Source organism: Serratia sp. 3ACOL1 (assembly GCF_003668775.1).
GTDB lineage: Bacteria > Pseudomonadota > Gammaproteobacteria > Enterobacterales > Enterobacteriaceae > Chania > Chania fonticola.
Genome location: NZ_CP033055.1, coordinates 772,447 through 785,042, shown reverse-complemented (window position 1 = coordinate 785,042; position 12,596 = coordinate 772,447). Strand labels below are relative to the sequence as shown.

General features: G+C 55.6%; 10 protein-coding genes. 5 read left to right on the top strand and 5 right to left on the bottom strand.

Annotation, left to right across the window (positions count from 1 at the left end; genetic code table 11):
• The first annotated feature begins 65 nt into the window (after nucleotides 1-65).
• Nucleotides 66-284, top strand: a complete 219-nt coding sequence (gene infA / locus D9980_RS03720; RefSeq protein ID WP_002211347.1) for a translation initiation factor IF-1 — start codon at nucleotides 66-68, stop codon at nucleotides 282-284.
• A gap of 268 nt (nucleotides 285-552) precedes the next feature.
• Here the strand turns inward: infA and clpA are convergent, their stop codons facing one another.
• Nucleotides 553-2,832 (bottom strand): ATP-dependent Clp protease ATP-binding subunit ClpA, encoded by a 2,280-nt coding sequence (clpA, locus tag D9980_RS03715; RefSeq protein WP_024529873.1) that lies wholly within the window; start codon nucleotides 2,830-2,832, stop codon nucleotides 553-555.
• A gap of 26 nt (nucleotides 2,833-2,858) precedes the next feature.
• On the bottom strand, nucleotides 2,859-3,179 hold the full coding sequence (gene clpS / locus D9980_RS03710; RefSeq protein WP_021804950.1) for an ATP-dependent Clp protease adapter ClpS: 321 nt from the start codon (nucleotides 3,177-3,179) through the stop codon (nucleotides 2,859-2,861).
• Nucleotides 3,180-3,523: 344 nt separating this feature from the next.
• Between clpS and cspD the strand changes: the two genes are divergently transcribed.
• Complete coding sequence (gene cspD / locus D9980_RS03705; RefSeq protein WP_021804952.1) at nucleotides 3,524-3,745, top strand: cold shock-like protein CspD; 222 nt, start codon at nucleotides 3,524-3,526, stop codon at nucleotides 3,743-3,745.
• Between the two features lie 76 nt (nucleotides 3,746-3,821).
• Here cspD and macB read toward each other — a convergent pair whose 3' ends face one another.
• Nucleotides 3,822-5,768, bottom strand: a complete 1,947-nt coding sequence (macB, locus tag D9980_RS03700) for a macrolide ABC transporter ATP-binding protein/permease MacB (protein ID WP_046808138.1) — start codon at nucleotides 5,766-5,768, stop codon at nucleotides 3,822-3,824.
• Nucleotides 5,768-6,883 (bottom strand): macrolide transporter subunit MacA, encoded by a 1,116-nt coding sequence (gene macA / locus D9980_RS03695; protein ID WP_024486524.1) that lies wholly within the window; start codon nucleotides 6,881-6,883, stop codon nucleotides 5,768-5,770. The genes macB and macA overlap by 1 nt, the downstream gene beginning before the upstream one ends.
• A 196-nt stretch (nucleotides 6,884-7,079) precedes the next feature.
• On the opposite strand from macA, the gene D9980_RS03690 reads away from it, so the two are divergent.
• Complete coding sequence (locus D9980_RS03690) at nucleotides 7,080-8,021, top strand: VirK/YbjX family protein (RefSeq protein ID WP_121606456.1); 942 nt, start codon at nucleotides 7,080-7,082, stop codon at nucleotides 8,019-8,021.
• Here the strand turns inward: D9980_RS03690 and D9980_RS03685 are convergent.
• The gene (locus tag D9980_RS03685; RefSeq protein ID WP_121606455.1) at nucleotides 8,018-9,673 is read right to left on the bottom strand and encodes an ATP-dependent endonuclease; all 1,656 of its coding nucleotides are present in this window, start codon (nucleotides 9,671-9,673) and stop codon (nucleotides 8,018-8,020) included. The genes D9980_RS03690 and D9980_RS03685 overlap by 4 nt on opposite strands.
• 179 nt (nucleotides 9,674-9,852) lie before the next feature.
• Between D9980_RS03685 and D9980_RS03680 the strand changes: the two genes are divergently transcribed.
• Entirely contained in the window at nucleotides 9,853-10,749 is an 897-nt protein-coding gene (locus D9980_RS03680) for a lysine exporter LysO family protein (RefSeq protein WP_024486521.1), read from the top strand.
• Between the two features lie 180 nt (nucleotides 10,750-10,929).
• Nucleotides 10,930-12,579 carry a hydroxylamine reductase gene (gene hcp, locus D9980_RS03675; RefSeq protein ID WP_121606454.1) on the top strand — a complete coding sequence of 550 codons (1,650 nt, stop codon included), beginning with the start codon at nucleotides 10,930-10,932 and terminating at the stop codon, nucleotides 12,577-12,579.
• Nucleotides 12,580-12,596: the final 17 nt, after the last annotated feature.

Here is a 12,596-nt window from a genome sequence, read left to right as displayed (position 1 = left end):
TAATGTGGGTTTTTCGGCATTATCTTGCCGGTTAAAAACTAAGGTAGTTAGACCTAGAGGATTCGATGGCCAAAGAAGACAATATTGAAATGCAGGGCACCGTTCTTGATACGCTGCCGAACACCATGTTCCGTGTTGAATTGGAAAACGGGCACGTGGTTACCGCTCATATCTCCGGTAAAATGCGCAAAAACTATATCCGCATCCTGACGGGTGACAAAGTCACTGTAGAGCTGACCCCGTACGACCTGAGCAAAGGCCGCATTGTCTTCCGTAGCCGTTAATCGGCTCACCCGTCGCCAGCCACTGGCGACACCGAGGATGTGATCCCTCAAAAGAGCCCTTTCCGTTTACCCCCGCAGCAACGTTCTCCACCGAGTTGTGTTGGCGCAGGTAAACTGAGAGGGCTCACTCATTTTGTTGGAGGCGAATATTTTCGTCCCGACGGGCGCAGCATGCAGCGCCCCTACGCAGTTTAGTTCCGTAGTTAGTGAAGTTTACGTATAAAAAAAGCGATGCCAAGGCATCGCTTTTTTATTACCGGTCTACCGCTTAGTGCACAGCACCTTCATCCGCTTTACGCTTCTGGGCGCTGAGGAAGTGGTAAGTCAGCTGTTTCTTGTCTGCGTCCAGCTCGACTTTCACCGAGCCGCCGTCAACCAGAGAACCAAACAGCAGTTCGTTGGCCAGCGGTTTTTTCAGGCTTTCCTGCATCACACGCGCCATTGGACGAGCGCCCATCGCACGGTCATAGCCTTTCACCGACAGCCAGTCACGCGCTTCGTCGCTCACTTCCATCGACACGCCCTTGGCATCCAGCTGTGCCTGCAGTTCGACGATAAACTTGTCGACCACCTGCTGGATCACCGCAGGAGACAGATGGTTGAACCAGATGACGTTGTCCAGACGGTTACGGAATTCTGGCGTAAACACCTTCTTGATCTCGTCCATCGCGTCGATGCTGTTGTCCTGTTCGATCAGGCCAATCGATTTACGCTCCGTTTCGCGTACCCCGGCGTTGGTGGTCATCACCAGGATCACGTTACGGAAGTCTGCTTTACGGCCGTTGTTATCGGTCAGCGTCCCGTTGTCCATCACCTGCAACAGCAGGTTGAACACGTCCGGGTGCGCTTTCTCGATTTCATCCAGCAGTACCACCGCGTGCGGATGTTTGATCACCGCATCGGTCAGCAGGCCGCCCTGATCGTAACCGACGTAGCCCGGAGGCGCGCCAATCAGACGGCTGACGGTATGACGTTCCATATATTCGGACATATCAAACCGCAGCAGTTCGATATCCAGCGCTTTCGCCAGCTGCACGGTAACCTCGGTTTTCCCTACCCCTGTCGGCCCAGCGAACAGGAAGGAACCCACAGGCTTGCGATCCTGGCCCAGACCGGCACGGCTCATCTTGATCGCTTCGGTCAGCGCCTCGATGGCCGGATCCTGGCCAAACACCAGCATTTTCAGGCGGTCGCTCAGGCTTCTCAGCACGTCGCGATCGCTGGCGGAGACGGTTTTTTCCGGGATACGCGCAATGCGCGCAACCACGGATTCGATATCCGCCACGTTGACCGTTTTCTTACGCTTGTTCACCGGCAGCAACCGGCTACGCGCACCAGCTTCATCGATCACATCGATCGCCTTGTCCGGCAGATGACGGTCGTTGATGTATTTCACCGACAGCTCCACCGCAGCACGTACCGCTTTAGCGGTGTAACGCACGTCATGGTGCGCTTCGTACTTGGTTTTCAGACCGTTGATGATCTGAATGGTCTCTTCCGGCGTCGGCTCGGTAATGTCTATTTTCTGGAAGCGACGCGCCAGCGCACGGTCTTTTTCGAAAATATTGCTGAACTCCTGATAGGTGGTGGAACCAATCACCCGGATCTTGCCGCTCGACAGCAGCGGTTTGATCAGGTTGGCGGCATCCACTTGCCCACCGGAAGCCGCACCGGCACCGATAATGGTGTGAATTTCGTCGATAAACAGGATGCTGTTCTTATCCTGCTCCAGCTGTTTGAGCAGCGCCTTGAAGCGCTTTTCGAAGTCGCCACGGTATTTGGTGCCCGCCAGCAATGAGCCGATATCCAGCGAGTAGAGCGTGCAGTCTGCCATCACCTCTGGCACGTCGCCTTGCACAATCCTCCAGGCCAGCCCTTCGGCAATGGCGGTTTTACCTACGCCGGATTCCCCCACCAGCAGCGGGTTGTTTTTACGGCGGCGGCACAGCACCTGAATGGCGCGCTCCAGTTCACGGTCACGGCCAATCAGCGGATCGATACCGCCGACGCGGGCCAGTTGGTTGAGGTTGGTGGTGAAGTTTTCCATACGGTCTTCCCCTCCAGGCTGCTCTTCGTTTACCGGGTTTTCCGCATTAGGTGCCTGGCCCGGCTCATCTTTACGTGTACCATGTGAAATGAAGTTCACCACGTCCAGACGGCTGACGTCGTGTTTACGCAGCAGGTATGCCGCCTGGGACTCCTGTTCGCTGAAGATCGCCACCAACACGTTGGCACCGCTCACTTCGCTCCGGCCGGAGGACTGCACGTGGAATACCGCACGCTGCAGTACACGCTGGAAGCTGAGCGTCGGCTGGGTGTCGCGCTCCTCTTCGCTGGTGGGCAGCGTTGGTGTGGTTTGTTCAATAAAGGCTTCCAGCTCCTGGCGTAACGCGGCCAGATCCACCGTACAAGCCTCGAGCGCTTCGCGCGCGGCAGGGTTGCTGAGTAACGCCAGCAACAGGTGCTCCACGGTCATAAACTCATGTCTGTGCTCGCGCGCTCTGGCGAAAGCCATGTTGAGACTGAGTTCCAATTCTTGATTGAGCATAGGCACCTCCCCAATAGATTGCCTTTTCAGGCTTTTTCCAGCGTACAGAGCAACGGATGCTCATTCTCCCTTGCGTAACGGTTCACATGGACCACCTTGGTTTCTGCGACCTCGGCGGTGAAAACACCGCAGATCGCCTTGCCTTGATAGTGGACCGTGAGCATCAGTTGCGTTGCACGTTCAATATCATAAGAAAAGAACTTTTGCAGAACGTCAATCACAAATTCCATCGGTGTGTAATCGTCGTTGTTAAGTATAACTTTATACATTGACGGCGGTTTTACCGCATCGATTTGTTTTTCTTCGGCCAAGTGTTCAATATTTAGCCAATCGTTGCTATTGCCCATTGCTGCTCATCTTCTCTGCCATGCCTCAGTATATGGGGCCATGTTCGGGTTATTCAAACGGGAGTATCAAGACTATTTTACCATCTTCGCGGTTAACGTGCCGCAGCACAACGCGATTAATCGCCCTTATCGCAGCCACAATTTGTTACCAAACCATGTCAATAGCGTTAACTACTTCAAACTTTGGTGAACTGCCCGACGCGGTCATTGGCCGATCCCTTGACGTGTTGATCATTTGCTCTAGAGTGTAATTTTGTGAGTTGTTGGTCTTTTGACCAGTTGGTACTCACCTGGATCAGTTATTCATCTCATTTTAAAAATAGCATTGCGAGGGATGTAGCAGCATGGAGACGGGTACTGTTAAATGGTTCAATAACGCCAAAGGGTTCGGCTTTATCTGCCCGGAAGGCGGCGGTGAAGATATCTTCGCGCATTATTCAACAATTAAAATGGATGGCTACCGAACGTTGAAAGCGGGCCAACAGGTCAGGTTCGACGTACATCAAGGGCCGAAAGGGAACCACGCGAGCCTGATTATGCCGCTGGAAAGCGAGGCAATGGCCTAAACGCTCCCCTTCAGCCACTTCTGCACTGCCAACTCAAAATGCCAGCCGCCGTTCGACTGGCATTTTATTTTTGCTGTTACTCGCGCGCCAACGCATCAATCGGGTTCAACCGCGCAGCGCTACGTGCCGGCAGATAGCCGAACACCACGCCAATACCGGTGGAACACAAGAACGCACTCAGCAAGGCCACCGGCGGGAAGCTGATCTGCCAGCCCGGCATCGCTAACTGCACCAGCAGGCCAATCGCGAACGACAGCGCTATCCCCAGCGCGCCCCCCACCAGGCAGACCAGCACCGCCTCGATCAGGAACTGTTGCAGGACATCGCCAGAGCGCGCACCCACCGCCATGCGAATGCCGATTTCACGCGTCCTTTCCGTTACCGAGACCAGCATGATATTCATCACCCCAATCCCGCCAACCACCAGCGAAATCACCGCCACCAGGGTCAGGAACAGTTGCAGCGTACGGGTGGTTTTCTCCGCGGTTTGCACCAGGCTGTCCATGTTGTAGGTGAAGAAGTCTTTCTTGCCGTGGCGCAGCGTCAGCAACCGCGTCAACTGCTGTTCCGCTTCCTGGCTGTTATAACCCTCACGGATACGCACGGTGATCGAGTCAAAATAGTCGTTACCCATCAGGCGATTGGCCATCGTGCTATAGGGCACCCATACGCTCAGCGCCTTGCTGCTGCCGAACATCGACTGCTTTTCCTGCGCCACACCCACTACCGTGGCTGGCATATTGCCGATCAGGATCACCTCACCCACCACGTTTTTTTTATGCGGGAACAGCCGCCGCTGGGTATTGGCGTCGATCACCACCACCTGCGCCTGGGATTGCACCTGTAGGGTATCGATACCGACCCCCTGGGAAAGCGTCATGCCATAAACTCGAAAATATTGTTCACTGACGCCCGCAACGTTGGCGGCAACATCAATATTGCCAAACCGTAGCCGCATGCTGCTGCTGATATTCGGCGAAAGTGCACTGACATAAGGCTGCTCACGCAACGCGCTTAGATCGCCATACTTCAACGCCTGGCGGAAGCTGGGATCATCGTCTCCAAAGTCTTTGCCGGGATAGATGTCTACGGTGTTGGTGCCGATGGATTTGATGTCTGCCAGGATCATCTGCTTGGCCGCGTCGCCGATCACCAGGATCGAGACCACCGAGGCAATGCCGATGATGATCCCCAACATGGTTAACGCCGTGCGCATCTTGTTGGCTGCCATAGCACGCCAAGCCATGACCAACGCTTCACGGAAACGACCAGCTACCTGCTGCCAGGAAGGCGCTGGCGTGGCCATATCCAGCATTTTGGCCTGCGGGTTACCCTGCGCCTGTGGCCGAGAGTCGGCGATGATTTCACCGTCGCGGATCTCGATAATCCGCTCCGCCTGCTGTGCTACCGCCGGATCGTGCGTGACGATAATCACGGTGTGCCCCTGCTCGCGCAGTTGCTTGAGGATCGTCATTACCTCTTCACCGGAATGGCTGTCGAGCGCACCGGTCGGTTCATCCGCCAGGATCACCTGACCACCGTTCATCAAAGCCCGCGCAATACTGACACGCTGCTGCTGCCCGCCCGAAAGCTGGCTTGGCCGGTAGGTAATACGTTCCCCCAACCCCAGACGTTGCAACAAGGCCGCCGCCCTTTCGCGCCGTGCTGCCTTGCTTAGCCCGGCATAAACTGCAGGCACCTCCACGTTATGCGCCGCACTCAGATGGGGTAGCAGATGATAACGCTGGAAGATAAAGCCAAAATGCTCGCGCCGCAGCTGGGCCAGCGCATCGCCATCAAGCGTTGCCACATCCTGCCCGGCTACGCGGTAAGTCCCGGCGCTGGGCTTGTCCAGGCAGCCGAGAATGTTCATCAACGTCGATTTACCGGAGCCGGAAGCCCCCATAATCGCCACCATCTCACCGGCATCAATGCGCAGACTGACGTTTTTCAGCACGTCTATGGTCTGATCGCCGGAGAGATAGCTGCGCCGGATATCACTCAGTTCTAACAGTGCCGTCATCAGCTGGCCTCCGCGCCGCCGCGGCTGACAATCACTTCTTCACCGGCCTGCAACCCGCTGACAATCTGCACATCCACATTGTTGCGAATGCCGATCGTGACTTCCCGCTTCTCTTCCTTGCCCTGTTTCAGCACCGAAATGTGGTAACGGTTATCGGCGATCTGATCCCCCAATGCCGCCAGCGGGATCACCAGCGCATCGCTGACGCCAGCCAGCTGAATATGCACCTGTGCGGTCATTTGCAGACGCAGCAAGCCCTGTGGGTTTGGCACTTCGAAACGCGCGTAATAGAAAATGGCGTTGTTGACCTTCTCTGGCGTGGGCTGAATGTCTTTCAGCTCGCCGTCAAAACGTTTGCTCGGATCGCCCAGCACGGTAAACCAGGCTTTCAACCCCGGCTTGAGGTGGATCACGTCCGCCTCGGAAACCTGGGCCTTCACCATCATGCTACTCATGTCTGCCAACGTCAGAATGTTGGGCGCTTGCTGCGCGGCGATCACTGTCTGGCCCTGTAAGGTGGTGATCTGAACCACATCACCGTCCATCGGCGCTTCGATACGGGTATAGGCAAGATTGATCTTGGCAGTATCCAGGCTGGCCTGATTTTTGGCGATCTGCGCTCTGGTGGTTTCAACCTGCGCTTTTTTTACCGCCAGCTCAGTGGTGAATTTATCCAAATCCTGGCGCGACACCGCCTGCACCTTGGCCAGTTCGCGGTTACGCTGCAAGGTCACTGCCGCCAGTTGTTGCTCTGCCAAAGCCTGTTGCAGCTGGGCTTGCAGTTGCTGCAGCGTGGCTTCGCCTTCGCGAATGCTGTTTTGTGCCTGTTCGGGATCGATAATGCCGAGCAGTTGGCCTTTTTGCACCTTATCGCCAATCTCGACCTTCAGGCTCTCCAACTGTCCGCTGACCTGAGCCCCCACATCAACCTTACGCACCGCATCCAGTTGGCCGGTTGCCAAAACGCTTTGCTCCAGATCGCGTTTAGCGACCTTGACGGTCTTAAACTCCACCGGAGCCGGATGGCTAAAATGCCAATAAGCCACAACGGCAAGCACCACCAGAACGGCACACACCAGCAATCCGCGTTTCTTACTTTTGAATAACCACGTCAATGTTTGTTCCTACCTGTTTCCTGTCGTTCTCAGACTGCCAACCATGGCAACCCAAGTAAATTAGCATGTTGCGTTTCCGATAATTAAACCCAGGCTCAACGTATTTCGAGCAAGGCAATTTTGCCCTGCCGTATTGAACTCCTGTTTAGTGAAACCTTGATGAAATAGTCTTTTAGACACAAACCAGGATTTCATCATGTCTCAGCTCAGCTATCCACTCATATCGGCCAAACCGGCCAGCCAACTGATGACGGCACTGATCAACGGCGAGAAAGTGCCCAGCAATGCCTGGAAAAAAACGTCATTCCGCCTTAAGTTTCTTGGCCGTTCGCTGCTCTGCTGGCCCACCACTAGCAGCCTGCTCAATACGCTGGCCGCCAACCCGCTGCTGGATGAGATTTTAACCGCACAGCCCAATCTGCCCTGCAAACTGCATCGTCCCTATCTGGCGAACAACATGAGCCGCATCGACCGTCTGTTTGCCCTGCGCGATCACTACGATCTGCTCACCCAACGCATGCCGCTGAAGATGCACCTCGGCCAACTGGGTAGCCATCCCTTTACCTTAAGCCGCGCACAGGACAAAAATGGTGAGCACATCTGCCTGCAACTGGCCTCTCTGGACCACTTGAATAAAGAGGGTGAAACGACCCTGCTGCTGCGCAATAGCCAAGGGGTCATGCTGGCTGAAATGACCTTCACCTTGATGAATTACCAGCAACAACCCACGTTATTTATCGGCGGTATGCAAGGCGCCAATTCCACGGTGCCGCACGCTGAGATCCAAAATACGACCAAAGCCTGCCACGGCCTGTTTCCAAAACGCCTGGTGTTGGAAGGCATTTGCCACCTGGCCCAACAGTTGGGTATCCGGCAGTTGATCGCGGTAGGCAACACCACCCATATTTACCAAAACTGGCGTTACCACCACAAAAAGAAAAGTCAGCTGCATGCTGATTACGATCAGTTCTGGCTTTCCATGGGCGGCAAGCAACTCGATAACGGCTATTTCCTGTTACCCGAGCACATTGGCCGCAAGCCGATGGAAACCATCGCCAGCAAAAAACGCGCGGAATATCGTCGCCGTTACCAGTTACTGGATGAGCTCCAACAGGGGATTAGCAAACACTTTTCTTAATCCGCCCGGCCCCGCGCCAGCCACATCACGCGGGAGAACATTTTCTTCAACAACGGGGGCACCGAGTCGGTGCCCCACGCCCCGGCCTGCATGGCCACCTCAATCGCCAGATCGGGTTTTGAAGTGTGATGCACTGCTTTGATGATCACCTTACGCACCGGCATCTGTACCTTTAGCGGTACCGAAGCCACCCGGTGATAGACCGAGCTGAATCCCTCCCGATACATGAAATGCTCCATATCCGGCGCAGGTAGCGCGGTCAAACGATCGCGCTCGTTATCTTCGTGATTATCCAGCATGCTGCGCACGGCATTGGCATATTTCTTCCCGGCTTCGTCACCATCTACCAGGGCGTGCCATTCAATGCCCATGCGCCGGGCAAACTTCAGCAAGGGTTTCAGCCCGCATTGGGCAAACTCGATCACCCTTACGCCTTCGGACTCGAAACGATAGCCACACTGGCGCGCCAGCTCGTTGAGCAACCAGACTTCGGTTTCCCCTTCCACCAGCAGCCAGCAGCGGGCAAACAGCGAGGCCGGCCGGTTAAAGCGGATGTGGAACGCAATGCGCCGCCCATCCTCCGCACTTAGCCCCTTTGGCCCAAGGCGATAGGTGGCAACCCGGGCCGATTCGCGCACCAGGCGGCAAATATGCTCCACCGGCACCAGCGACACCAGCTCGCTGGAGTTGGTGGTGGTAATACGCTGCAACGGCATCTGGTTGAGCAACCCCCAGGCTACCGACAGCATGATGGGATGCAGGCGCGTTTCCGGGTCTTCTACCAGCAATAATGGCCGGGCATGGGGATCGAGTTTTACGTTGCCCTTGGCCTGCAGCAGCGTAGAGAACATCCCCAGCAGGATCAGTCGCATGCTGCGGCTGTTAGGTTCGGCAATCATGCGGTTGATGCTGTCTAGCGATCGCCACGCCTGTTGTTCCGGTTGGCGACGATGGCGAGGCCCGGCAATCTGCGAACCTTGCTCGGCAAAATAGTGTTCCAGCAACTGCTGCATCGCCGCCAGTCCCTGCCGTAGTTCGGCATTGGTCAGCTTTTGCGGGTTGCGCACCAGTTCACGCGTCAGTTGATCCAACTGCTGTGCCAGGGCTTCGTTATCGGCAGGGAGGCGATCGCTGAGTGAGCTGGGCCGCAGGCGGCGGATAAAGCGCGCATCACGCAGCCGCAGCACCGGATGAATGCGGATCAGGGCGTGTACCAGTTGATCGATATGGTGCAGGTGCAAGGCATTGCCATCGGCATCAAGAAAACGCCGCCAGGTGCATACCGTGCCATCATCATCTAATTCCCCCACGCAGCAGTAGTGAATGCGGCTCAGGTTATCTTCCCCCTTTGACCACAGCGGCGAAAGATGTCGATAGCGCGGCAGATGCGCATGGCCGGTATCCTTTTCACAAAAGGTAAAGATAATCTGCAAATGACGATCTTTGGCCGCCTCGTCGCCAGGTGGGAAGTAGAAATCTTTGGCTTCAAAGCGGTACAGCGTCTGTTCGGGGGCCAGCAAAAAGGTCATGGCGTCCAGCAGGCTGGACTTGCCCCAGGCATTTTCCCCGAGTAGCACGGTATTATCATCCAACGTCAGTGAAAGCCGGTTGATACCGCGGAATCCTACAATCTCAATACGCTCCAGGTACATCTGCTGACTCCTTTATTCGCCTGATACCTTGAGGATGAGCAATAAAGCCATTACAGGTCAAGCAGACATTGCCACAGCGTGCTGCAAACCACGTAAATACGCCACTTTACTCCTTAGCCCATTTTGGTTAGCGTGTTAGGTTTGCCGCATTATCCCAACTTAAAGGACGCTAGTTTCACATGTATTCAGGACTGCTGATTATACTGATACCGCTGATCGTCGGTTATCTTGTCCCCTTGCGTAGCGTCACCCTGATCCGGGCCATTAACCGCCTGCTGAGCTGGATGGTGTATGTGATCCTGTTCATTATGGGGATCAGCCTGGCATTCCTGGAAAACCTCAGCAGCAACCTGATGCTGATCTTTCAGTACACCCTGGTGTTTTTTCTGTGTATTTTCTGCGCCAATCTTCTGTGGTTATCGCTGTTTGAACGCCGCCGCCCCTGGCACAGTACCCACAAGCAAGAAACGTTGCCCTCACGCCTGCATATGGCATTGGAATCCCTGAAGCTTTGTGGGGTGGTAGTGGGTGGCTTTGCCTTGGGTCTCACCCAGTGGCACTGGCTGCAATATGCCGGTCAAGGCAGTGAATACGCCCTACTGTTTCTGCTGCTTCTGGTAGGCGCACAGCTACGCAACAGTGGGATGACGCTGCGCCAGATTGCCCTCAATCGCCGTGGCATGATGGTCGCCGTGGTGGTGGCGCTCAGTTCGCTGGCGGGCGGTGCAGTGGCAGCATTGCTGCTGGGGCTGCCGCTGAAAGCCGGTTTGGCGATGGCTTCGGGTTTTGGCTGGTACTCCCTTTCCGGCATCCTGATCACCGACGCCTATGGCCCAGTGATGGGCAGCGCCGCCTTCTTCAACGATCTCGCTCGTGAGCTGGTGGCAATAATGCTGCTCCCTACGCTGGTGCGCCGTAGCCGCTCCTCTGCATTGGGTTTATGTGGTGCCACTTCGATGGATTTCACACTGCCGGTTCTGCAACGCAGCGGCGGGATAGAAATGGTGCCTCCCGCCATCGTGCACGGATTCTTGCTGAGCCTGTTGGCTCCGGTGTTAATCGCCCTGTTCTCCTGACACCCACGGGCGCGGATCGCCGCGCCTGCTGATCAAAACGTAATAATTCCCATCCGCACGCCAACTTGTTCTAAATCAAACTTTGTTAAAGTTGTATCACAAAAGCCTTTTTAAGGTTGCGTCATCGATCTATGCTTCAAAACAAGCATTATAAATGCAACTTTAAAAAAGGAAGCGATTATGTTCTGTGTGCAATGTGAACAAACCATCCGGACACCGGCAGGTAACGGCTGCTCTTACGCTCAAGGGATGTGCGGCAAAACGGCAGAAACCTCCGACCTGCAGGATCTGTTGATAGCGGCGCTGCAAGGGCTCTCTGCCTGGGCCTTGCAGGCGCGCGCGTTGGGCATTATCGATCATGATGTCGACAGTTTCTCCCCACGCGCCTTCTTCTCTACGCTGACTAACGTTAACTTCGATTCCGAACGCATTATCGGTTATGCACGTGACACTATTGCCCTGCGTGACTCGCTGGCGGTTCGCTGCCGCCTGCTCGACGCCAGTGTGCAAGTCGATCACCCGCTGGCTCAGCTGCAACTGGCCGGCAACGATATGCCTGCGCTGCTGCAACAGGCTGCACAGTTTGCTCTCAATAAAGATAAAGCCGAGGTAGGCGACGATATCCACGGCCTGCGGATGCTGTGCCTGTACGGCCTGAAAGGGGCCGCCGCCTATATAGAACATGCCCATGTGCTGGGCCAGTTCGACAACCAGATCTATGCCGATTACCACGCCTTTATGGCCTGGCTGGGCACCCAACCGAGCGATCTGGACACCCTGCTGAACAACTCGATGGCCATCGGCAAAATGAACTTCAGCGTGATGGCTATTCTGGATCGGGGCGAAACCAGTGCCTTTGGCGACCCACAGCCGACCACGGTCAACGTGCGCCCGGTGGCGGGCAAGGCGATCCTGATCTCCGGCCACGATCTGAAAGATCTGCGCTTGCTGCTGGAACAGACCGCGGGTACCGGCATCAACGTCTATACCCACGGCGAAATGTTACCGGCCCATGGCTATCCAGAGCTGAAAAAATTCCCGCATCTGGTGGGTAACTACGGCAGTGGCTGGCAAAATCAGCAGACCGAATTCGCCAAATTCCCGGGTTCGATCGTCATGACCTCCAACTGCATCATCGATCCGAACGTCGGCAACTATGGCGATCGTATCTGGACGCGCAGCATCGTTGGCTGGCCTGGTGTCAACCATCTGGAAGGGGATGATTTCAGCACCGTGATCGCTCAGGCGCAGCAGTTGGCTGGCTTCCCTTATAGCGAAATCGAACAACTGATCACCGTCGGTTTTGGCCGCCAGGTACTGCTCAGCGCTGCCGATACCGTGGTTGATCTGGTAGTACAGAAAAAACTGCGCCACGTATTTCTGGTGGGTGGTTGCGACGGCAGCCGTGATGAACGCAGCTACTTCACTGATTTTGCCCGCAGTGTGCCGCAAGATTGCCTGATCATGACGCTGGGGTGCGGTAAATACCGCTTCAACAAGCTGGACTTCGGCACGCTGGAAGGCCTACCGCGCCTGCTGGACGTTGGCCAATGTAACGATGCCTATTCCGCCGTAATGCTGGCAGTCAAACTCGCCGAGAAAGTTGGTGGCACGGTCAACGATCTGCCGCTCAGCCTGGTGCTGTCGTGGTTCGAGCAGAAAGCGATCGTCATTCTGCTGACGCTGCTGTCGCTAGGGGTGAAAAATATCGTCACCGGCCCAAGTGCCCCGGCCTTCCTGACCGACAATCTGTTGGCGGTGCTGAATGAAAAATTCGGCCTGCGTTCGGTCACCACCGTAGAGCAGGATATGCAAACCCTTCTCGGCTAAGGCCGTTGTTCCGGGGC